21 protein-coding genes are annotated in these 20,896 nt (G+C 65.1%); 7 read left to right on the forward strand and 14 right to left on the reverse strand.

Features of this window, described 5'->3' with window-relative positions; translation table 11 throughout:
* Positions 1-92 precede the first annotated feature (92 nt).
* Complete coding sequence (locus L286_RS30495) at positions 93-656, reverse strand: hypothetical protein (protein WP_020817864.1); 564 nt, start codon at positions 654-656, stop codon at positions 93-95.
* A gap of 109 nt (positions 657-765) precedes the next feature.
* On the opposite strand from L286_RS30495, the gene L286_RS30500 reads away from it, so the two are divergent.
* Together L286_RS30500 and L286_RS30505 are read left to right on the forward strand one after the other, a co-directional pair.
* Positions 766-1,029 carry a hypothetical protein gene (locus L286_RS30500; RefSeq protein ID WP_020817863.1) on the forward strand — a complete coding sequence of 88 codons (264 nt, stop codon included), beginning with the start codon at positions 766-768 and terminating at the stop codon, positions 1,027-1,029.
* A 2-nt stretch (positions 1,030-1,031) separates the two neighbouring features.
* Entirely contained in the window at positions 1,032-1,268 is a 237-nt protein-coding gene (locus tag L286_RS30505) for a hypothetical protein (protein WP_029986650.1), read from the forward strand.
* 194 nt (positions 1,269-1,462) lie between these two features.
* Here L286_RS30505 and L286_RS30510 read toward each other — a convergent pair whose 3' ends face one another.
* From L286_RS30510 to L286_RS30550, 9 genes are all read right to left on the reverse strand, one after another.
* Positions 1,463-1,777, reverse strand: coding sequence for a hypothetical protein (locus tag L286_RS30510; RefSeq protein WP_020817860.1), 315 nt, complete (start codon positions 1,775-1,777; stop codon positions 1,463-1,465).
* Positions 1,774-2,601, reverse strand: coding sequence for a hypothetical protein (locus L286_RS30515; protein WP_020817859.1), 828 nt, complete (start codon positions 2,599-2,601; stop codon positions 1,774-1,776). Before L286_RS30515 ends, L286_RS30510 begins: the two co-directional genes overlap by 4 nt.
* A gap of 10 nt (positions 2,602-2,611) precedes the next feature.
* Positions 2,612-3,997 (reverse strand): phage terminase large subunit, encoded by a 1,386-nt coding sequence (locus L286_RS30520; RefSeq protein WP_020817858.1) that lies wholly within the window; start codon positions 3,995-3,997, stop codon positions 2,612-2,614.
* Positions 3,990-4,457: a hypothetical protein gene (locus tag L286_RS30525; RefSeq protein ID WP_235181708.1), complete on the reverse strand. Its 468-nt coding sequence runs from the start codon at positions 4,455-4,457 to the stop codon at positions 3,990-3,992. Before L286_RS30525 ends, L286_RS30520 begins: the two co-directional genes overlap by 8 nt.
* A gap of 327 nt (positions 4,458-4,784) precedes the next feature.
* Complete coding sequence (locus L286_RS30530; RefSeq protein ID WP_020817856.1) at positions 4,785-7,202, reverse strand: bifunctional DNA primase/polymerase; 2,418 nt, start codon at positions 7,200-7,202, stop codon at positions 4,785-4,787.
* On the reverse strand, positions 7,195-7,521 hold the full coding sequence (locus L286_RS30535; protein WP_020817855.1) for a hypothetical protein: 327 nt from the start codon (positions 7,519-7,521) through the stop codon (positions 7,195-7,197). Before L286_RS30535 ends, L286_RS30530 begins: the two co-directional genes overlap by 8 nt.
* Entirely contained in the window at positions 7,518-7,790 is a 273-nt protein-coding gene (locus L286_RS30540; protein WP_125445776.1) for a helix-turn-helix transcriptional regulator, read from the reverse strand. The genes L286_RS30535 and L286_RS30540 overlap by 4 nt, the downstream gene beginning before the upstream one ends.
* Positions 7,791-7,968: 178 nt before the next feature.
* On the reverse strand, positions 7,969-9,219 hold the full coding sequence (locus tag L286_RS30545; RefSeq protein WP_084498505.1) for a tyrosine-type recombinase/integrase: 1,251 nt from the start codon (positions 9,217-9,219) through the stop codon (positions 7,969-7,971).
* Between the two features lie 226 nt (positions 9,220-9,445).
* The gene (locus tag L286_RS30550; RefSeq protein WP_020817852.1) at positions 9,446-11,458 is read right to left on the reverse strand and encodes an acyltransferase family protein; all 2,013 of its coding nucleotides are present in this window, start codon (positions 11,456-11,458) and stop codon (positions 9,446-9,448) included.
* A 506-nt stretch (positions 11,459-11,964) separates the two neighbouring features.
* Between L286_RS30550 and L286_RS30555 the strand changes: the two genes are divergently transcribed.
* Positions 11,965-12,282, forward strand: coding sequence for a hypothetical protein (locus tag L286_RS30555; RefSeq protein WP_020817851.1), 318 nt, complete (start codon positions 11,965-11,967; stop codon positions 12,280-12,282).
* 9 nt (positions 12,283-12,291) lie between these two features.
* On the opposite strand, the gene ypfJ is transcribed toward L286_RS30555, so the two are convergent.
* Positions 12,292-13,161, reverse strand: coding sequence for a KPN_02809 family neutral zinc metallopeptidase (gene ypfJ, locus L286_RS30560; RefSeq protein ID WP_020817850.1), 870 nt, complete (start codon positions 13,159-13,161; stop codon positions 12,292-12,294).
* A gap of 157 nt (positions 13,162-13,318) precedes the next feature.
* On the opposite strand from ypfJ, the gene L286_RS30565 reads away from it, so the two are divergent.
* The 4 genes from L286_RS30565 (at position 13,319) to L286_RS30580 (ending at position 17,511) form a co-directional block, all read left to right on the forward strand.
* The gene (locus tag L286_RS30565; RefSeq protein ID WP_020817849.1) at positions 13,319-14,497 is read left to right on the forward strand and encodes a patatin-like phospholipase family protein; all 1,179 of its coding nucleotides are present in this window, start codon (positions 13,319-13,321) and stop codon (positions 14,495-14,497) included.
* Complete coding sequence (locus L286_RS30570; protein ID WP_020817848.1) at positions 14,494-15,300, forward strand: 3-hydroxybutyrate dehydrogenase; 807 nt, start codon at positions 14,494-14,496, stop codon at positions 15,298-15,300. The genes L286_RS30565 and L286_RS30570 overlap by 4 nt, the downstream gene beginning before the upstream one ends.
* Positions 15,301-15,460: 160 nt before the next feature.
* Complete coding sequence (locus tag L286_RS30575) at positions 15,461-16,015, forward strand: hypothetical protein (protein WP_007684230.1); 555 nt, start codon at positions 15,461-15,463, stop codon at positions 16,013-16,015.
* Between the two features lie 143 nt (positions 16,016-16,158).
* Positions 16,159-17,511, forward strand: coding sequence for an amidohydrolase (locus tag L286_RS30580; protein WP_020817847.1), 1,353 nt, complete (start codon positions 16,159-16,161; stop codon positions 17,509-17,511).
* A gap of 170 nt (positions 17,512-17,681) precedes the next feature.
* Here L286_RS30580 and ftsH read toward each other — a convergent pair whose 3' ends face one another.
* The 3 genes from ftsH to tilS form a co-directional block, all read right to left on the reverse strand.
* Positions 17,682-19,631, reverse strand: coding sequence for an ATP-dependent zinc metalloprotease FtsH (ftsH, locus tag L286_RS30585; RefSeq protein WP_020817846.1), 1,950 nt, complete (start codon positions 19,629-19,631; stop codon positions 17,682-17,684).
* 67 nt (positions 19,632-19,698) lie between these two features.
* Positions 19,699-19,890, reverse strand: a complete 192-nt coding sequence (locus L286_RS30590; RefSeq protein ID WP_007684224.1) for a hypothetical protein — start codon at positions 19,888-19,890, stop codon at positions 19,699-19,701.
* A 128-nt stretch (positions 19,891-20,018) separates the two neighbouring features.
* Positions 20,019-20,896: tRNA lysidine(34) synthetase TilS (gene tilS / locus L286_RS30595; RefSeq protein WP_021223186.1), on the reverse strand; the 878-nt coding region annotated here is incomplete at its 5' end.

The raw sequence follows: 20,896 nt of genomic DNA on the forward strand, positions 1-20,896 counted from the left end.
CTGCAGCTCGTTGCCACCGGGGCTACCATTGGGGTGCGGAGGAAACTCGCATCAGTTGAGGTTGGCGATTTGCGAAGAGAAATCACGCGCACCTAATTTATGATGGGTATTCCCTGTGCCGCCGCAACGAGCCGGTCATGCACTTGACCAGGCAGGATCAGGTCGGGCCGCAACTCTGCACAAGTCTCATACAATGCGGATGCCAAGTGCGCGACGCCCGTTTGATCCATTTCATGCGCGCCGGAAAACTCGTATGAATAGCGCCAGTCTTGGAACACTCGCGCGAACGTAACCAAGTCGTCGGAGAGTACGCCACCCTCGTATCGGGCGTGGTAGCGCTGGGTGATCTTTTCCTGCGTTGCGGCGTCCAGTCGCTCGAACAAAATATTCAACTCGTGGCCGCGCTTCGGGGCCGTCTGTTGCTCAATGGCATACAGCGCCTTCAAATAGAGCTCGCTAGCGAAGGCATGGAGCACGAGGCCTTGCCAGGGCAGGAAGTGGCATCGTCCATCCTCTTCCCGAAGTTCGAAGCATCGCAGAGCGCTCGCATGATAGTCACGTGCCGAGCGAAATATGCGGTCGGCGGGAGGCACTGGCGGCAATGTTTTCACATGGCGCTCCAACTTCTCGCGTATCCAGTCCGGCATCTTCGCCAATTTCGCCGCCCCTCTTGGTCCCGATTGCAGGAATTCGACTAGTTAAAACCTGTAGACGTGCGCCGCCAGGTGGACTTACCGTTGGCCCGATTATTAGCAGGATCAAGCTATGGGCGTTATTGTTGATTTTCAGGCTAGGCGCAGGTCTGCCGCAGCGGAGGCGCGGCGTTCCCAAGTAAACGACGCTATCCTCGCGCTTAGCGCATTGGTGAACGAACACGCTTGGGATAGCTGCGACGTGGCAGACGCCATCGTGGATGTTGTCGCGGCCTGCGATCTTCACCACGAGGGCAATCTCGCCGGGCTCATTCTCAACGTTCCAGATGATTATTCGGACCTGCTTTCTGGCCTGCATTACCCAGAGGAGCAATGAGCATGGTAAGGATCACTCTCGCTGACGGCAGCACCATCGAGATGCCCGAAAACGGGTCCGTCGAAGTGGAGAATTATCCGCCGAGCGAGACATCCAAGCCAGGTTATATTCGGACCCGCGAATACCCGCCGGAATGGCGTCGCTTCACAACTTTTCGGCCAAATGTCTTGGCGGCAGGTCAGACAATCCGAACCCATCGCGGCATTCAGGAGATCGCGGCCGTCGAGCGCATTGACTGACCGATCCAAGAGTTATCACCTTTACAATGCGTAAGGGCTGACATTCCGGTTCCGACAATCCTTGCACATGCGATTGCCGGGCCCCTCGCTCGTGAAGGGCTCGCGGCAGGTGAGGCATGGGCGGATCTGCACCTTCGGCTTGACATGCTTGACGCCTGTTCCGGCTTCATCCGCCGCGACAATGCCAGGGAGCCTCATTCGGCCTCACCGTCATCGTCGGGATCGGGTTCGTCGGTCTGCCAGACAAGATGGTCGCCGTACCGCGCCACCGCCTCGTCGCGGGCGTCGTAGTATTGCAGGTTCAGGTATGGATCGCCGTTGAACGCATCGAGGTCCGACTGGCGCGGCTCGCGCCCCTCCGCCAGATCATCCAGCGCTCGGTAGAGCGCCTTGCAGCGGGGATCGTCCTTGGTGCGGTCAAGCCACTCGGTCGCCGTCTCCTCCTTGGGTGGGGTGCTGTATTTCTCCACCCAGGCATCGGCCAGAAGGCGCGAAATGGGATCGCTCACCGGCCCACTCCTTCCAGTGCCTTGAGGCTCTTGGCGGCTTTCGCGGCCGGTGCGTTCCGCAGAGCGGCAATATCCCCCATCCGCTTCACCAGGGCGCTCGTGGAGGAACAGACATGGCTGATTGCCGCCTCGGTCGCCTCAAGCTGGGCGTTGTCCACCGGGGCGAATTTGGCGGCGGCACGGGCCCGGAGCATCGCGTGGGCGGCAGGTTCAAGCCCAGAGAGGAACGGCTGGGCATGGAGCACAGCCGCGACGGTGGGCACGTCGCCCGCATCGACGGCTTGCGCCACGAACCGGGTCCGCTCGTCCGGCTTCTTCAGTGCCTTGATATGCGCCCGCACTTCGGCCGCGAGGGCAAGACCTTCGGGCGTCTTGCGCGCCGGGTGATCGAGCGCCGCCGCCACGCGGGATGCCAGGGTGTCGCGGTAGCCGTTCAACTCCGTCACCCGGCGGTCGATGGTCGGCGCAACACGGTCGAAGGCCTTCTCGGCAGCGTTGATGAATTCGTCAGCGTCCACAACGCGGGTGGGCCTGCCATTCCGCATACGCACGTTGTCGCTGAATTCAGTGCGGCCGCCGCGTTCGGCGGCCTGCTGGCGACGGCGGGCCGGATCGGCGATTGCCTGCAAGTGGAGCTCGGCGTCGTTCATCCGGCCGAACAGGTCATACCCGCTCCGCAGCGCCTCGCGCGCAGCGGCGAGAACGGACGTGCCCAAGGTGCCTTCGGCATCGAGCGCCTGCCCGATGCCCAGAAGGCTGTCCGGGTGCAGGCTGAGCGGCACATCAGCGCGGATCGGGGTGCTGTCGTCGAGAATGCGTGTCATGGTTGGTCTCCTAGAAGTAGCCAGCAGAAAGCCGCCCGTGTGTGGCCAGCATCACGGGGGAATTGACGAGGTATCGGATGGCGTCGGCCGCGTGGTCGGCGGCGGTTGTGTCCACGTCCTCAAGGCGCACGTCATCGCGCGGGAGGAGCGGCAGGGTTTCGAGGGCGTAGCGGCACCGTTCCGAAATCCAGAGGCCGGGCGTGTCGGGATCGTCGGCGCGCGCGGCGGCCATCATCGACTTGACCTTCACCCAGCCGGAAATGCGATCCTTGCGGGGCTTGACCAGGTGGAGGCCGTAGCGGGTTAGCTGCTCAATCAGGGTGTCGTTCTGGAGCCCGCGCGCATCGTCGCCCACGCCATGTTTGCGGATGCTCCACCGCTCGCATGCCGCCAGCACTTCCTCTGCCAGCATTTGCGGCGGCCAGCCCTTCCCCGCGTTCGGGTCGTCGGCGCGGGCGCTGTGCACCTCGTCCACGATGATCCACGAATGCTTGGGGAACACTTTGCCGCCGGGGCCGATGAGGCCGGGCTGGCGCGGCTGCACCGCCAGCATGACGGCCGATGGAGCGGACCAACCCCAGTCGAGCGAGACGCAGCTATACCAGCCGTGCTCGGCAACGCGCCCAGCGGGGACACGCCACCCGCTATCGGGAATGATGCAGTGGTCGCCGAACACGTCCGCGAAGAACGCGCCCGCGAGGTCGGCCCAATTGTTGTTCAGCCAGGCCTCGGCCAAGGCGCGGTCGCCACCCGACGACGCGATCAGCGAACGGGCATAGCGTTCGGTGTCGATGGTCGGGTTGTCCAGATAGGTGGACGGGGCATAGACCCATCGCGAGCCGTCATCGAGCTCGTAGGGCCGCCACGGGATGCGGCCGGTCACATGCATCCGCGCAATGGTGGCGTGTAGCGGGCCGCCGGGGTTTCCGAGCACAATCATGCGGGTCGGGATGCCAGCCGGGCCGCGCAGGTTGGCGCGCAGCATGTTGATGTAGCGCAGGGTGGTGAAGTTGGTAATTTCGTCCACCGCGAGCAGGTTGGCTTCCTGCCCCTGCCACTTGGCCACGTCCTTCTGCGTCGAGAGGTTGCCCAGGGTCACGACCGCCCCGTTCGGGCAGCGGATTACGAAGTCGGCGCGGTTGCTGCTGATGCCGCCGGGGAAGGCATCGCGGAACAGGGCTTCAAGCTCGTCCCACAGGTTGGCCAAGCTCTTGTAGGTGGCGCGCAGGATCAGGACGCGGGCCTTATCCTCATATTGGACGCAGTGGCGCAGCACGAGCAGCGCCAGCGCAGTCGTCTTGCCGGAACCTCGACCACCCAGCATGGCGATGTTCAGGTCTTCGGGGATGGCGAGGACGCGCTCCTGCCACGGGGTTGCGGTGGCGAGCTTACTCATCGGCCGCACTCCCCTGCGAGGCCGCCTCGACCATGTGCATATAGGCCCGCTCGTCCATCGCGCCGGGCAGGTTAATCTGCACCGCGACCTTGGGAGCCGTGTCGGTCTGCCCGGTTTCCCGGTAGCCGTGGCGGCACTTCAACAGGAACATGGCGGCGGCGACTTGGCCCTTGCGGGCCGCCTCCAGCAGGCTGTGGACCAACTCGTGTTCGAGCCCGCCAAGCCCAACTGCAAAGGCCTCCTCCACCTCAGGCTGGCGCTTCCTGCACTCGCGCATCACCCTGGCGGACATGCCCAGGGCGGCGGCGATGGAGGTGACGGGGTGGCCGTTCCGCGCCATCGTCGTGATGATGTCGAGGCCGGGGGCATGGACCGTCACCATGCCATCGTGTCCGCGAGTGGTCGGGAGGGCGATTTCGCCGGTAGGCGGTTCGCTAGACGGTTCGGGCTTAATGTTCATGGTTTGTTCCATACACTTTTCCAATGGGTTAGGGCTCTAGGTTTGGGGCCTGCAAAGCGGGCAACGGCGGAAATTGGTGGTGCGCGGCGGTACGACGCCCTTGGCGGGCGTCTTTTTTAGTCGGCACGAGGGCGGGATGGGCGGGCGCACGGCGCGATGCCAGGGAGAGACGGGGCGCAGGGTTAGCAGGGTTTTGCGGCGGCCCCTGCCACCCCCTACTACTACTCCCCCTCTTCTTGTTGTTGTTAACAACAACAGAAACATGGTTTGGCCGATTTGGGGCTAGGCAAATACCCAGCGAAACCCTGCTAACCCTGCGCCCTTGGTTCAGAACGGACATGGCCCGTCCCCTTGGTCATCGGCCAACGCCGGTTCCGGCTCGCCCTCAATCCACCACTCCTGCACTCCAAGCCGATTGGGCTTCGACCGCAGTGTGATGCCCATGAAGGGCACGTCCCGATGCCGTAGTAGCAAGCGACCTGCGCGCCGTTTATCCCATTCGCCACGATCGAGGTGGCGGCCGAGGGCAAAACGCAAGGCCTCAAGGCCCGCGTTGCTATCGACCTGGCTGATGGTGATGTGCCGCCCGACACCAATATGCGTCAGCAGCAGTCGGAAGAGCTCCGCTTTTTCCTCCACCAGCGGATTGTCGTCCTTAACTGCCAGCCGGGTTTCGGCGGGATCGACATGACCGAGCCAAACCAGGGCTCCGCGCACCAGGTCCCAATCTTCAAAGCTCCCGAACGGCGGCACCTTCACCGGCCGCCCAGCGGCGATGTAGGCGCGCACCACGGTAAGGGCGTCCGCGACAAGTTGCGGCCGCGCTTCCCGCACATCTTCCACGGCATCGAAATCGAACGCCCGTTCATCAGGGTTCATCATTTTCGCATCGAGACGGCAGACTACCGCCCGGCGAGCCATGTCCCCGCGCAGGCGGATGTTGTTGCCTGTCGCGAGCATCAGGACGCGGGTGCTGAGGCGCACTCGTTCGCTCTGCCCCAAGATGCGCGCCTGCACCGTCTCGTTCGTCAGCATCGAACAGAGGAAGTCGCCCTCTAGCTCAGTCGAGACGTTGTCGATCAGCACGACCGGGTCGCCAGTGCGGAGGATCGCCACAAGCCGCTTCTCGTTCTCCTCGCCGTCCGCGCTATGCGTGACGCCAGACGGGGGAACGCCCGTGCCCATGATGCCGATAATCTCCGCCAGCTTAGTCTTGCCGGTGCCGGCAGCCGGGGCGTCAATTTCGTGGAGCGGGCACGTCCGTAGCTCGCCCCGGATAACGGCCGAAATCATCCCCGAAAGGGCCACCGAACGGGCAGCCTCATCCACGAAGGGGAAACCCCGCAGTGGGTGGGCCAGCCGCGCCAGTGCGGCTTCAGCCTGTTCGCGCGTTGGCTGCATCGGCGCGGGCGGAAACATGCCGTCGGGGAACGCGAGGAACAGCTTGCTTTCGGGATCGTAGCCAGGGCGCTCGCAGGTCAGCGTTGGCGTCATCGACAGGCCCTTGATCGCCGGGAAGTGGCTTTCGTCCGCGATGGCGTGAAGCATCCCCAGGAGGCCTACGGTCGGAGCAACGCGGAACAGCTTCTTTCCTCGGCGCTCTACGAAAGTGCCGACGCGGCTGGCCTCTACGGTCAGCCATCCGGGTGCGGCGGTGCGAAGCTCGACCAAGCCAGCGTGGCGGAACAGTCCATCCTCCTCGCTCGCCTCTTCAAGCTGGCTCACGCGCACAAGGTCGGCATGGCGTCGGAATACACGGCCGCTCTTATGGACGAGAAGCGATTCAATCTCGCCAAGCATCCCGTGAAGGTCCGGGCGACCGAGAACAATCGCGTCTTCCGGCGGCTGTTCGTAACCGTCCCCGTCTGCGTCGGCGTCATCTTGCCGTAGCCACGCGCGAAGGCGCTTTTCACAGGCCTGCATTCCGACGTGTTCGAGGAAGCCAGGTAGGCCCGTGACAGCTTCGCCCGCATCGCGCTTGGCGGCGGCCGACCGAGCCTTGCCGCGCCGCTCGTCGGACATGTCGCCGTTCAACCGAGCAACAGCTACCACGATTTCGTCTGCCGTTTCCGGTTCGACGCCCAGATGGACCAGCGCACCCGCGAGATGGAAGCAGAACCAGTCCCGGCCGCCTTCCGGGGGATAGCAGGCAGCAGCGAAGGAGACGAACGCAAGAAGGCCTGCGCGGAAGCGAAGCTCTTCCCAATCCATCTCCGGTATATCTGTTGAACCGTTCGGTGGCGTGTTGCTCACCAGCGGATCGCCACCAATCACCGAGGGCGGGAATACAGTAAATCCCTTCCCAGCCCGAACCTCAAGCACCATCGCCTTCGGCAGGTTCAGCGCACCAATGGCATCAAGCTCGGTTTGCTTGGTGAAACCGAATTTCTCCACTTTGTCCGGTGCGTCGCGGCAGACCACCAGACGATGACCCGGCGAGTTGGCTGGGAGGCTTGCCCGGCGGAACGAAGGCAAGTGGCCAAAGAAGCACTCCATCCCGGCAAGCGAACGTGCCTGGGGGATGTCGAGGTCAATGTCCACGAGGTGGCCCGACTTCTCGCCAAGCTGCACCCCGATATTCTTGCTGCCCTCAAAGTCACGGGCGGTTGGCGTGGCGTTCTGCCACCCCTTCTCGCTCAACGGTTGCTTACTGCCCGGCTTCAACTGCACCAGGCGGAAGCCAGCGCCGATATATGCCATAGCAGCATCGACCATGCGGATTGCGTGCGGATCGACGTCAGCCATGCGCCAGCATCCTTTCCGCAACCCGACGCACCGGCTCCGGCAGGCTTGGCGGCAGACAACGATTGAGGGTGGCGTAGGGCGCATAGCAACGCGCCTGTGTCCGTCCTGCCCAATCCAGCCCGTCCTCAAATTCACGGTCCATGTCGAACACGATTTCCGCGAACTCGACAGCGCGGCGCGCTGCGTAGTGGAGAGCAAATGGCAATTCGCTGATTGCGCGGCCGTGGTCGGGGAGTGAAGATGCTGCCTGGTGGTTGGCTTCGGTCAGGCCCGCTCCGGTTTCGGCCGGGGCGGGCTTTTCATATGGGCGGGCCATCATACATCGCCCCCCGCATCCATCCATGCCCGCACTTCGGCGGCACGGTAGCGAACGCTGTTTCCGACTTTCATGTAGGGAGGGCCCAGGCGCTTAGCGCGCATGCCTTCCAGCCCCTTGGGCGAGAAACCCGTCATCTGCGCGACCTGAAACGCGGTCAGGTATTCAGGAGCGACGGGTAGCTCCCCCTGGCGAAGGCGCTCGACCAACCGGACGGCGACCTGTTCGCCAATCCGGTCAGCAAGCTCCACAATCGAAGTATCTACATCCATAGCTTGACCACCAACTACGACCGCCTGCGAAGCGGTCGGGTTAGTGGCCAGCCACATACCTTTCGGTAATGTCAGACCCCGAAGGGCCGCCGGTTTGCTGGGCTCTCGCTAGAACCTCGTCGGGCGCGTTAGGGATTTCCGGCTTCCCTGCCCGAAGATGCAGCCACGAATTAGATGCCTACGCGGCGAGACTTTCGCAACCCCGTTCAGCATCTTTCGGCATGCACAATGCCAGCAAGTGCTCGGTCATCTTGTCTTGTGTTTCGAGCAGGCCATCAAAGAGCGCCTTCTCATGCACATATACACCGTCGATGCCGGGCACGGCATGGTCGAGCATCAACCGGGCATTGATGCGGTCGATGCCGATACGCTGCGCAACGGTACGATAAGTATGGCGCAGGATATGGCCGGTTTCGCTGGGCAGCGTCTTTTCCTTCCAGACCTGCGTGGCGATCACGTCGCGGCTGCTATTCGCGCGAGTGGGAAACAGCCAGGGGGTGCCTGCATAGAGAAGGTCGCCCGCTGCAATCACCCGCTTCACGAGCTCGACCATGTAGCCGGACAGCGGAAGCGCGAATGAGCGGCCCGACTTCATGCGTGGGATCACGATGGCGCGTTCGTTCAGGTTCACCCATTCGCGGCGCAGCGATACCAGCGTCCCCGGCCGAAGGCCGCTCAACAGACCGAACACATGCATATCGCGCCGGATCGGATTGGGGATGGCCTGCACCCGTTCCCACCAGTGGGGCAGGTCGTCGGGCATGATGACACGGTTGCTGGCGCGCTCCTTGTTGAAGGTGACGGCCTTCACCGGATTGTCGCCAATGGCATCGGGATCGTCGGCCGCCTTGATCGCGAGATTGAAGGCTGCGCGGAACTCCTTGAACACCATGTTGGCAGCGCGCTTGCCGCTTTCCCGCGTCAACTCCTTGTGCCGTTCGCGGGCCATGCTGCGCTTGATTTCGCTGATCGGGATGTCGAGCCACGCCTTGAGTTGCCGGTCGCGCCGGGACAGCACATCCTCAATGGTCCGTTCGCGGCAATCGCGTGCCCGCATGTCGGAAGCGTACTCATCGTACATGCGCCGTACGGTCCAGGCATCTGGGCTGGCGCCCTTGTCTTCCGGCCGGGCATTGGGGTCTTCGCCCCGCTTCACCTGGGCGATTAGCTCTTGGGCTCGCGTCCGTGCATCATCCAGGGTGATATCGTCGGTGGTGCCCAGGGTGCGGCGGAAGGTCTTGACGAAGCGGCGGCGGCCGCGCTCGCCAACGTAGAGATCACGCTGGACCTTATAGCTCTTGCTCTTCTGGTTTATCTGAACGAGCAATCCGGTAACGGCCGTGTCGCGCACGGTGTATGGCCGGTCCAAATATCCCAAAGTGCGGATATAGCCTTCGGTAAGGCGGCGCGGCTGTGGGTTTCCTGTCATTCTTGGCTCCTACGTTGCGAACCGTCTGCGCCACGCCAGCGAACCGTTTTCGAACCGGGTGCGTGGAGTGGCACAAAGGGTGAACGAGGGACTTCATCTCCAAGAATGCGAGTGCAGACAATCGTTTAGAGTGCTACAGCGGGCTCGGCGGTGCCTGTAGGAATCGACTTCTAAGCGAATGGTCACAGGTTCGAATCCTGTCGGGGTCGCCATCTCCCCTTTCAGTTCAGCGCTTTTCCTGGTGATCGGCGCGATCCCGGATCGGCCGCATGGCCTGATAGACCATTCCGCTCAGCAGCAGGCTGCCCTGCCGCGACAGATGGTCGTCGTCCGAATAAAGCGGCACTCCATGCATCATGGTCGCGCAATGGCCGCTGCGGCAAAGAAGGCGGTGCGGATAGACGATGCCCGCCGCGAAACGCCGCCGCATCTCGTCGAAGGCGCCGAACACGCCGCGCTGCCGCCGGAGGTAATCCGCCAGCGACAGGTCCAGTCGCGCCGGTTCGCTGTAGAGTTCCGCCCGCGCCAGGCTTTCCGGCACGTTGCGGCGGAATTCGGGAATGGGCGCGACCAATATGACCCGCTTGCCCATGCCGGTCAGCGCCCGCACGCTCTCCCTCAACCCGGCGCGGAACAGCAGGGCGTCGCGGCTGAGGCTCCTGTCGTCATCCGCGTCCCGGCCCAGATAGCAGGGCGTCCCGCCTTCGGGACGGCGCCCATTGGCGCACAGGCCCCAGCGGGACACCAGGAAGACGGTGTGGATGGTCGGGCTGTCGCGCAGCATCGCCAGCACCTGGGCGTTAAAGGCGCTGCAGTCATGGCTGGCGGGCTGGTCCAGCCGGTCCAGCCCCAGCAGGGTGGGACAGGCGGGATAGGATGCTATCCGGCCGGACAGGCCCAGCGCATCGCCCGCCTGGTCGAACGCGGGTTTCAGCGCATGGGCGTGGGAATCGCCCCACAGCAGGAAGCTGGGCGGCGTGCCGTTATGCGCGCCCACCGCGCACAGCGCCCGGTGCCGCACCGCCGCCATGCCCGAACAACGCTCCGGCAGATAGGCCATGCTCCCGCTCGCCGCATCGAGCGCCGCGACGGAGGGCGCCACCCGCGCGGGCAGGCCGCCGGACAGATAGAGCAGCGCGCCCGCCCCGCACCCCGCCGCCATCATCGCGCCGGCGAGGGCAAAGGCGCGGCCGGTCGTGAAGCGGCGCGCCCTGCGGAACGGCTCCTCGATGAAGCGCCAGGAGAGAGTGGCGAGGAGGAGCGAGAGCAGGATGATGAACAGTTGCTCCCGCAACCGCCAGTCGCCGTCCGTGCGATAGGTCCAGAAGACGACCAGCGGCCAGTGCCACAGATAGAGCGAATAGGAGATGCGGCCGACCGCCACCGGGACCGCTCTGCCCAGCATTCGGCTGACCGCCGACCCGCCTTGCCCCGCGTGCAGGATCAGCATCGCGCCCAGCACCGGGTAAAGCGCGTTCAGGCCGGGAAAGACGGTCGCGCCGGAAAAGCCGAACAGCGCCCAGCCGATCGACGCCAGGCCGGCCAGCGCGCAGAGCTGCGCCGCCCATCGGCTCCGCAGCGGCGGCAACAGCCCGGTCGCCAGCAACGCGCCCGCCAGCAGCTCCCATGCGCGGGGAAAGGGAAGGTAGAAGGCCAGCACCGGCGCCCGGTCGACCAGCAGCAGCGCCGTGCCGAAGGACAGGAGCGCCACCGCCCCCAGCAGGAGCCTTGTCCGCCCTCCCGCCCGGACGGCGCAGAGCATCAGCAGCGGGAAGAGGATGTAGAATTGCTCCTCCACCGCCAGCGACCATGTGTGCAGCAACGGCGCTTCCTCCGCCGCGCTGCCGAAATAGCCGCTGTGCCGCGCGAAATGGAGGTTGCTGGCGAACAGCACCGTCGCCGCCGCGCTCAGGCCAAGCGCGCGATAGTCCAGCGGCAGCAGGATGCGGCTGCCGACGATGATGGTGACGGCGATGGTCGCAAACAGCGCGGGGAATATCCGGCGGATGCGCCGCGCATAGAAATCGGCGATGCTGAACCGGCCTTCCGCCAGTTCCCGGCCGACGATCGAGGCGATCAGATAGCCGGAGATGACGAAGAAGATGTCGACGCCGACGAAGCCGCCGGAAAAGGGCCAGAGGTCGACATGGTAAAACAGCACCGGCAGCACCGCCAGGGCGCGCAGCCCGTCTATGTCGCGCCGATAGGCGGTTGACGGACGGGCTTCGCCGACGGGCAAAGCGGAACAGGATATGCTGGCGGCGATGCTCTTTTCCTCCCTGTTTTAGGGACTTGGCGGGCAGGCATTGGTGATAAAGCCCGTAGCGGCGAGCGCACCGGCGCATCGGGACAGGTGCAAGGGGCAAAGGTGTTAGGCGACGTGGACAGGTACCGGAGACTGACCGATTTGGGTGAATTCCCGCCATTCCCCCTTTCGTCACCCCGGGCTCGACCCGGGGTCCCGCTTTCTTTCTGAGTCCGCGCCCAGCCCAAGGCAGCGGGACCCCGGATCAAGTCCGGGGTGACGGGAAACTAATGACCGCCACTGGCCACTTCCCGGCATTTTCGAATGCGCCCCTCCGCCCAGGCTCTCATGAGCCACTTGTCTCGTTCGAGCGCCTCCCCAGGAGCAAGGCGCGCCGTGGGGAGAATCCCGCGATCTGACCGTCCGCCATTCCACAGCTGCCGACAGCATTTATTTACCATCCGCACCTATGATGGCGCGATCATGAATGGACGCGCCCCATGATCTACAAGGCCTTCGCCGCCGTGACCCTGATCGCCGCTCCGGTCATCGTATTGACGGTGCAGAGCTTCGCGCCCCGCGCCAACCATGCCGTGCCGACGGCCGCCGTCGCCCCGGCTCCAGCGCCTGTGGTGATGCCCGCCGAGGCCATGCCCTCCCCGCCGCCGGCCCCAATGCCGGGCGCCGCCGACTTCGGCCAGCCCATGCCGGAGGCGGGAAAGCCCTTCCTCGCTCCAGGCGCCGGGCTGCCCGCCGCGCCGGCATCGAACGTGACGCCGGTCGAGGACGCGCAGCCGTCGGACGAGACGCCCCGATAAGGCCGGGCCTCACATTCCCTTGAACGTATCGCACTGCGCGGGGTCGCCGCTGTCCAGCCCCTTGCGCAGCCAGGTCATTCGCTGCTCGCTGGTGCCATGGGTGAAGCTCTCCGGCACGGGACGGCGACCGGCCGCCTTTTGCAGCGTGTCGTCGCCTATGGCTTGCGCCGCCTTCATCCCCTCCTCCAGATCGCCCGGCTCCATCAGGCCGGTGCGCTTGGCCCAGACGCCCGCATAGCAGTCCGCCTGCAATTCGACCCGCACCTGCAACGCATTGCCCTGTTCCTCGCTGACGGCGCGCTGGCGCTGGTTCACCTCGCCCAACGTCCCCTCCAGATCCTGCACATGATGGCCGACCTCATGCGCGATCACATAGGCCTGGGCGAAATCGCCGGGCGCGCCGAAGCGCTGGCGCAGTTCGTTGAAGAAGTCGGTGTCGAGATAGACTTTCCGGTCATTGGGGCAGTAAAATGGCCCCATGGCGCTCTGCGCCGCGCCGCATCCCGACACGCCGCTTTGGGAATAGAAGGACAGGACCGTCGGCTGATATTGCCGCCCGGCCTGCTGGAACAGCGGCCCCCAGACGCGCTCGGTCGATCCCAGCACCTTCAGGGACCAGTGCTGCACGTCGCTCAGCCGGGAAGCGTCGCGACTGACCTGCCCGCCCTGCGGCATCTGGCCGCCGCCGCCCATCAGGCTCAGGGGATTGACGCCCATGACGGCAAGAATGATCAGCACCACCACGATGCCGCCGCAGCCGAACCGGCTGCCGATCAGCGGCAGCAACAGGCCCAGCCCCCCGCCCAGCCCACCACCCGGCCCCCCGCGACCGTCCTGAATCTCGAAATTGGCGCTTTCCCGTTCGTCGTCGAGCCGCATCTCGTCCCTCTCTTTCCCCGCCCTGCCTATTCCATTCCGCCGCCGGTGGAAACGTCCCGATGCCCTGCGGGTTGCGGCGGACGCGCTGTCCCATGACGAGATTGTAACGAGACATTCAGTTGGAATGCGACAAGACTATTCTATATTGCGGTGCGACATGGCCGATACCGAATCCCAGCTGCGCCGCCGCGCCAACATGCCGCTGCCCCTCCCCCGCGAAGTCGCCCTGTTGCTGCAGGGCGGCGGAGCGCTCGGCTCCTTCCAGGCGGGGGTCTATCAACGGCTGGACGAGCTGGGAATCGACGTCAGTTGGGTCGCGGGCATCTCCATCGGCGCAGTCAACGCCGCCATCATCGCCGGCAATCCGCCACACAAGCGCCTCGCCCGGCTCAAGAAATTCTGGCTGACCGTGTCGGGCGGCATGCCCAATGTCGTGCTGCCGGAAATCGACCATATCCGGGAGGCCGCCCATCTGATGGCGGCGGGTTCGGTCGCCACCTTCGGCGTGCCGGGCATGTTCCGCCCGCGCCTGTGGCCCGCGACGCTGATGCCGGAAGGGACGCCGGGCGCGATCAGCTTCTACGACAGCGCGCCGCTCAAGGACACGCTGGACGCCTGCGTCGACTGGGATCTGCTGAACGACGGGCCGGTGCGCCTGTCGGTGGGCGCGGTGGACGTGGAAAGCGGCAATTTCGCCTATTGGGACACGCGCGGCCGGGGCGGCAACACCCGGATCGACGCGCGCCACATCATGGCGTCGGGCGCCCTGCCCCCCGGCCTGCCGCCGATCGAGATCGACGGGCGCTGGTATTGGGACGGCGGCATCGTTTCCAACACGCCGCTCGCCCATGTGCTGGACCATCAGAGCGCCGACATGCTGGTGTTCCAGGTCGACCTGTTCCCCGCCGAAGGGCCGATGCCCCGGCAGATGACCGACGTCTATTCCCGGACCAAGGACATTCAATATTCCAGCCGCACCCGCCAGGTGACCGACCAGTATCTGCGGCTGCGCAAGGAGCACAAGGCGATCCGCGCCCTGCTGGACAAGCTGCCGCCCGAATTGCAGGAGGACGCCGACGCGCAGCGGCTGCGCCAGTTGCTGGACGTCGGGTCGGTCAACATCGTCCACCTCATCTACCGCAGCCGCGCCTGGGAAAGCGGGGCGCGGGACTTCGAATTTTCCCGCTCAACCATGCTGGATCACTGGTCGCAGGGCCGCGACGCGGTGGAGGAAGTGATGCACCAGGGCGACCTCATCGCCCGCAACATCGTCAACGGGAAAAGCTCCACCTTCGACCTCGACGCGCCCGACCATCTCAAGGAGAAGCAGGCATGAGCAAGTCCCTGTCCGGCCAGAACTTCGCTGGAAAGACCGCCCTCATCACCGGATCGACCTCCGGCATCGGCCTCGCCTATGCCAAGGCGCTGGCCGGGGAAGGCGCGAATGTCGTCATCAACGGCTTCGGCGATGCGGACGCGATCGAGAAGGAACGCGCCGGGCTGGAGGCGCTGAGCGGGGCCAAGGCGCTCTACAGCGGGCACGACCTGACCAGGACCGACCAGATCGAGGCGATGATGCAGGAGGCGGCCGACGCCTTCGGCGGCGTCGACATCCTCGTCAACAATGCCGGGATGCAGCATGTCGCCCCGGTCGAGGAGTTTCCGGTCGACAAATGGAACCTCATCATCGCGCTCAACCTCAACAGCGCCTTCCACACCTCCCGCCTCGCCATTCCCTATATGAAGCGCAAGAAATGGGGGCGCATCATCCAGACGGCATCGGCGCATTCGCTGACCGCCTCCCCCTATAAGAGCGCCTATGTGACGGCCAAGCACGGGCTGGCGGGCTTCACCAAGACTCTGGCGCTGGAACTGGCGACCTTCGGCATCACGGCGAACTGCATCTCGCCGGGCTATGTCTGGACGCCGCTGGTGGAAAATCAGATTCCCGACACGATGAAGGCGCGCGGCATGACGCGGGAGCAGGTGATGAACGACGTGCTGCTCGCCGGGCAGCCGACCAAGCAGTTCGTGACGGTCGAGCAGGTGGCGTCCATGGCGCTCTATCTGTGCAGCGATGCCGCCGCCAACATCACCGGCGCTAATATGAGCATCGACGGCGGCTGGACCGCGCAATAGCCATGGGCGTCCGACCGCCAATGGCGGCTGTTTCCTAACATGGATCGTGTCATATTGGGAACAGATGGAAGGATTTGTATTCATTGAGGAAACCCAATGCGGTCGGCGCAGGTTATCCCCTCCGACACGCCAAGCGGCGAAATTGGAAAAGGGACTTCTCATGAAGAAATATCTCGTTGCGGCCGCACTGGTTGCGGCCCTGCCCTCGGTAGCGTCGGCGCAGGAGGAAGCCGCTCCCGACGGCACCCAGGCCTTCGGCGTCGAACCCTATGTCGGCATATTGGGCGGCTATCACAGCTTCGACCGGCGCACCGAATTCGGCAGCGTTCCGGGCGAGACGATCATGAACGGCGCGATCATCAGCGGCGTCGCGGGCGTCAACGTGCCGCTCGGCCCCGTCTTCGTCGGCGTCGAGGGCAATGCGACCAAGGGTTTCAGCGACATCGACTGGGAATATGGCGTGAAGGGACGCTTCGGCGCGCGGGCCGGGGAAAGCGGCATGATCTTCGCGTCGGCCGGCTATCAGTGGGTGAACGGCAAGGGCGGCTGGCCGGACCGCAAGGACTGGATGTACGGCCTGGGCGTCGAAGTCGGCCCCAAGGACATCGGCCTGGGCGGCATTACCGGAAATAGCGGCATCCGCCTGCGCTTCCAGACCGAAACCTATGATTTCGACAGCTTCCGGCCCACGGCCGGCGTGATCTTCCACTTCTGACGCCTCCCATGGCATCGGCAGGAGCGCCCGTCGGCAATGGCGGGCGCTCTTGTCATGCCCAAAGGGGGCAGGGCATGCCGAAGGCCCCTTAAAAGCCGGGTCGAATCCGCTTATGGTCCCCCCTCCATCAGGGAGACCCATCGATGCGTCATGCGTTGACGGCCGTCATGGCCGCCGCCAGCCTTATATCCATTGCCCATGCCCAGCCCCCCGGCGCGTCCGTCCAAGGGGCGACGCCATCCAGTGCCATCGCGGCGACCATCGCGAAGGACATGGACGGGCTGATGACGCTCTATCGCGACCTGCACGCCAATCCCGAACTGTCGGAACAGGAAAGCGCCACCGCCACCAAGCTCGCCCGGCGGTTGAAGGCGATGAAGTTCGCCGTCACCGAAAAGGTCGGCGGAACGGGCGTGGTCGCGGTGCTGAAGAACGGGTCCGGCCCGGTGCTGCTGATCCGCGCCGACATGGACGGGCTGCCCGTGACCGAGCAGACCGGCCTGGAATTCGCCTCCAGGGTGAAGGCGAAGACCGCCGACGGCGCCGAAACCGGCGTGATGCACGCCTGCGGGCATGACACGCACATGACCGCCTTCATCGAAACGGCGCGGCTCCTGTCATCGATGAAGGAGGATTGGAAGGGCACGCTGGTGATGATCCTCCAGCCCGCCGAAGAAGTGGGACGCGGCGCCCGGCTGATGCTGGAGGATGGACTCTACACCCGCTTCCCGCGCCCGACCCATGCCATCGCCTTCCACGACGCCGCCAATCTGGAGGCGGGGAAGATCGGCTATACGCCGGGCTTCGCGCTCGCCAATGTGGACAGCGTCGACCTGCTGGTGCGCGGCGCGGGCGGCCATGGCGCCTATCCGCAGACGACCCGCGACCCGATCGTGCTGGGGGCGCGGATCGTGACCGCGCTGCAAACGCTGGTCAGCCGGGAACAGGATCCGTTCGATCCGGCCGTCGTCACCGTCGGCAGCTTCGCCGGCGGCGCCAAGCATAATGTCATTCCCGACGACGCGAAGATGCTGCTTACCGTGCGCAGCTATTCCGACGAAACGCGGGAAAGGCTGATCCGCGGCATAGAACGCATCGCCCGGGGCGAGGCCATTGCCGCGGGCGTGCCGGACGACAGGATGCCGCTGCTCTCGGTCAAGGACGAATTCACGCCTTCCACCTACAATCCGCCCGCCTTCGCCAACCGGATGGCGGAGGTGCTGAAAAGCCATTTCCCCGAAGGCACGGTCAGCGAAACCAGGCCCTCCATGGCCGGGGAGGATTTCGGCCGCTATTACCGCGCCGACAAGAGCATCGAGAGCTTCATCTTCTGGGTCGGCGGCGTGCCGGCGGACCGGATGGCGAAGGCCGCGGCGGGCGAGATCAGCCTGCCCTCGCTGCACAGCCCCTTCTGGGCGCCTGAGGCCGACAAGGTCATCGCCACCGCCAGCGAAGCCATGACGGTGCTGGCGATGCACATATTGAAACGGGATTGAGGCTGAAGCCCCTCATTCCCCCTCCCGCAGGCGTTCAAACGAGGCACGTGACTCGTTTGAACGCCTGCGGGAGGGGGAATGACTTGGCCTGGCCAAAAGTCACCCTGCCCGGCAACCCTGAAAAAGGGCGCCACCTCCCGGCAGCGCCCCTTCCCAATCCATAACGCCGGTCAGGCGCCGGCAGGCGACGGATCGCCGAACGGCCCCTTGCGCCGCCGGGTCTTCGGAATCGAGGATCCGACCGCCGGGATCGTGGAGGGCTTGATCGTCGTGCCGTCGTCGCGGGTGATCTCGCCCTTGTCGAGCAGCGTCTTGATCTCCTCGCCGCTCAGCGTCTCATATTCCAGCATAGCGTTGGCGAGCAGGTGAAGCTGGTCCTCATGACCCTTCAGCACTTCCTGCGCCCGCGCATAGCCCTGTTCGACCAGCCCGCGAATTTCCTTGTCGATCAGCTTCGCCGTCTCGTCCGACATGTGGACGCGCTGGCTCTGCGAATAGCCGAGGAAGGTTTCGCCCTGCTGCTCCTCATATTGCAACGGACCGAGCTTGTCGGACATGCCCCATTGCGTGACCATGTCGCGGGCCAGCTTGGTGGCGTACTGGATGTCGCCCGACGCGCCGCTGGACACCTTGTCGTAACCGAAGATGATCTCCTCCGCCACGCGCCCGCCCATGGCGACGGCCATGTTCGCGTGCATCTTGTCGCGGTGATAGCTGTAGCTGTCCCGCTCCGGCAGGCGCATCACCATGCCCAAAGCGCGGCCGCGCGGGATGATCGTCGCCTTGTGGATCGGGTCGGACGCCGGTTCATGGACGGCGACGATGGCATGGCCGGCCTCATGATAGGCGGTCATTTTCTTTTCATCGTCGGTCATGACCATGGAGCGGCGCTCGCTGCCCATCATCACCTTGTCCTTGGCGGCCTCGAACTCGTCCATGGCGACCAGGCGCTTGCCGCGACGGGCAGCCATCAGCGCCGCTTCGTTGACGAGGTTGGCGAGATCGGCGCCGGAGAAACCGGGCGTGCCCCGCGCAATGGTGCGCGGATTGACGTCCGGCGCCAGCGGCACCTTCTTCATGTGCACGGCCAATATCTTCTCGCGGCCCTCGATATCGGGGCGCGGCACGACGACCTGACGGTCGAAGCGGCCGGGACGCAGCAGCGCGGGGTCCAGCACGTCGGGGCGGTTGGTCGCCGCGACGATGATGATGCCCTCATTCGCCTCGAAACCGTCCATTTCGACCAGAAGCTGGTTCAGCGTCTGCTCGCGCTCGTCATTGCCGTTGCCCAGGCCCGCGCCGCGATGGCGGCCGACCGCGTCGATTTCGTCGATGAAAACGATGCAGGGCGCGTTCTTCTTCGCCTGCTCGAACATGTCGCGCACGCGGCTCGCGCCGACGCCGACGAACATCTCGACGAAATCCGAACCCGAAATGGTGAAGAAGGGCACGCCCGCCTCGCCCGCGATGGCGCGGGCCAGCAGCGTCTTGCCGGTGCCGGGCGAACCGACCAGCAGCGCGCCCTTGGGGATCTTGCCGCCCAGGCGGGCGAATTTGCTGGGGTCTTTCAGGAACTCGACGATTTCCTGCAATTCCTCACGCGCCTCGTCGATGCCGGCCACGTCATCGAACGTCACCTTGCCATGCTTTTCGGTGAGCAGCTTGGCCTTCGACTTGCCGAAGCCCATGGCCCCGCCCGCGCCGCCGCCCTTCTGCATCTGGCGCAGCACGAAGAAGGCGATGCCCAGGATCAGCAGGAACGGCAGCGACTGGTAGATCAGGATCATCCAGAAGCTCGGCTGCTCCTCCGCCTGGCCCGAATATTTGACGTTATAATCGTCCAGCAGGCCGGTCAGCCCCGGATCGTTCACCGGAACGGTGCTGAATTTCTGCCCGCTGGTCAGCGTGCCGGAAATCCGGTCGGCGGCGATGGCGACGTCCTTGACCTGGCCTTCCTGCACCTTGGCGCGAAATTCGGAATAGGCGATGCCTGCCCCCGCGCTCGACGCCGTGCGGCTGTCGAACATCGAGACGAACAGCAACAGGGCGACGATCACCCCGGCCCATATCATCGCGCTCTTGATCCAGGGGTTGCCCTGCGGGTCTTTCTCGTCGTTCATTCACCACTCTCTTTCACCCGGCAAGATAGGGTGCCGCAGCAAAATCGCAAGCGCCCCCCGCCTGAGGTCAACCGCCAGCAAATTGCGACAGGGCGATATAGGCCAGGATCACCGCGACCCCCGCCGACAGACCGCAAAGCATATAGCCGGTATAGAGCAGCATCGGCGGATGGGGCCGTTCCATCCGGTGATTGCGCTGCGCCGCCGAAAGAATGACGCTGGCCAGCAGGCCATAGGTCACCGCCGCAAATTCAAACATGAATCGAAAATTCCCACGCTCAACCGGCTTCATTAACCAGCATAGGCGTTAAGGAAAGGTCATTGCGCCCGGTCAATTCGACGGATTGTTCACTGCATGCGCCAAGCCGTGGAACCTTTCCGTAACGATCATTGCCAACGTCGCTGCGGCGCCGCCATCAGCGTCCAGCGCACCCCGCCCTTGAGGACGAGGCGGCCGATGCTCATCTTCCCGCCCGTGCGCGCCGCCGCGATCAGCCGGTCCACCGCCTCCCCGCGGAGGGGAACGGCATCGGGCTGCAAGCGCGCCACCATGCGCAGGATCAGGCGGCGGAGCAGTTCGCGAGGCAGGTCGGTCCGGTCCAGCGCCAGCCCGCCCCCATCGGGCAGCACATGGCGCGCCTCCAGATCGTCGACCATCCAGTCCAGCGCTTCCTCCGCCTCCGCCAGGGCCGCCGCGCTGCGCCCCGCCGCCGCCGCGTCGATCCAGTCGACGCCCGCCAACGCCGCGCGCAGGGCCGCCCGGTCGAAGCGCGCATCGCCGTTCGACGGATCGTCGACATGGGGCAGGTCGCGGTCCAGCGCATAGGCCAGCAAATCCGCCTTGCGCATGCCCAGCAGCGGCCGCAGCACCGCGCTCTGCCGCGCCCGCACGCCGGCCAGCCCGCCCACGCCCGCGCCCCGGTTGAGCCGCATCAGCAGCGTTTCCAACTGGTCGTCGGCATGATGCGCCGTCAGCAGCCAGTCCAGCCCCCGCGCCGCCCGCCATTCTTCCAACAGGGCATAGCGTTGCGCCCGCGCCCAACTTTGCACATTGCCCCGCACCGCGCCCTGCGGATGCAGCGTGGCATGCGCGATCCCGGCATCGCGGCACCAGCCCGCGACCATCGCCGCCTCCGCCGCTGAAGCCTCGCGCAGGCCATGGTCGACCGTCGCCGCTTCGACCCGCCCCGGAAAGGCCCGCGCCGCCAGATCGAGCAGGGCCATGCTGTCCGGCCCGCCCGACACCGCCACGCCGAAACGGGCGC

Origin of the sequence: Sphingobium sp. HDIP04 (assembly GCF_000445085.1) — a bacterium.
Classification (GTDB): Bacteria; Pseudomonadota; Alphaproteobacteria; order Sphingomonadales; family Sphingomonadaceae; genus Sphingobium; species Sphingobium indicum.

Bases quoted from the DNA above. Each gene is read 5' to 3' on its own strand.
- L286_RS30520 (WP_020817858.1), bottom strand. From the start codon at position 3,997: ATGAGTAAGCTCGCCACCGCAACCCCGTGGCAGGAGCGCGTCCTCGCC.
- L286_RS30555 (WP_020817851.1), top strand. From the start codon at position 11,965: ATGATCTACAAGGCCTTCGCCGCCGTGACCCTGATCGCCGCTCCGGTC.
- L286_RS30570 (WP_020817848.1), top strand. From the start codon at position 14,494: ATGAGCAAGTCCCTGTCCGGCCAGAACTTCGCTGGAAAGACCGCCCTC.
- L286_RS30580 (WP_020817847.1), top strand. From the start codon at position 16,159: ATGCGTCATGCGTTGACGGCCGTCATGGCCGCCGCCAGCCTTATATCC.
- ypfJ (WP_020817850.1), bottom strand. From the start codon at position 13,161: ATGCGGCTCGACGACGAACGGGAAAGCGCCAATTTCGAGATTCAGGAC.
- L286_RS30590 (WP_007684224.1), bottom strand. From the start codon at position 19,890: ATGTTTGAATTTGCGGCGGTGACCTATGGCCTGCTGGCCAGCGTCATT.
- L286_RS30505 (WP_029986650.1), top strand. From the start codon at position 1,032: ATGGTAAGGATCACTCTCGCTGACGGCAGCACCATCGAGATGCCCGAA.
- L286_RS30540 (WP_125445776.1), bottom strand. From the start codon at position 7,790: ATGGATGTAGATACTTCGATTGTGGAGCTTGCTGACCGGATTGGCGAA.
- L286_RS30545 (WP_084498505.1), bottom strand. From the start codon at position 9,219: ATGACAGGAAACCCACAGCCGCGCCGCCTTACCGAAGGCTATATCCGC.
- L286_RS30525 (WP_235181708.1), bottom strand. From the start codon at position 4,457: ATGAACATTAAGCCCGAACCGTCTAGCGAACCGCCTACCGGCGAAATC.
- L286_RS30535 (WP_020817855.1), bottom strand. From the start codon at position 7,521: ATGATGGCCCGCCCATATGAAAAGCCCGCCCCGGCCGAAACCGGAGCG.
- L286_RS30565 (WP_020817849.1), top strand. From the start codon at position 13,319: ATGGCCGATACCGAATCCCAGCTGCGCCGCCGCGCCAACATGCCGCTG.
- L286_RS30515 (WP_020817859.1), bottom strand. From the start codon at position 2,601: ATGACACGCATTCTCGACGACAGCACCCCGATCCGCGCTGATGTGCCG.
- L286_RS30575 (WP_007684230.1), top strand. From the start codon at position 15,461: ATGAAGAAATATCTCGTTGCGGCCGCACTGGTTGCGGCCCTGCCCTCG.
- L286_RS30530 (WP_020817856.1), bottom strand. From the start codon at position 7,202: ATGGCTGACGTCGATCCGCACGCAATCCGCATGGTCGATGCTGCTATG.
- ftsH (WP_020817846.1), bottom strand. From the start codon at position 19,631: ATGAACGACGAGAAAGACCCGCAGGGCAACCCCTGGATCAAGAGCGCG.
- L286_RS30500 (WP_020817863.1), top strand. From the start codon at position 766: ATGGGCGTTATTGTTGATTTTCAGGCTAGGCGCAGGTCTGCCGCAGCG.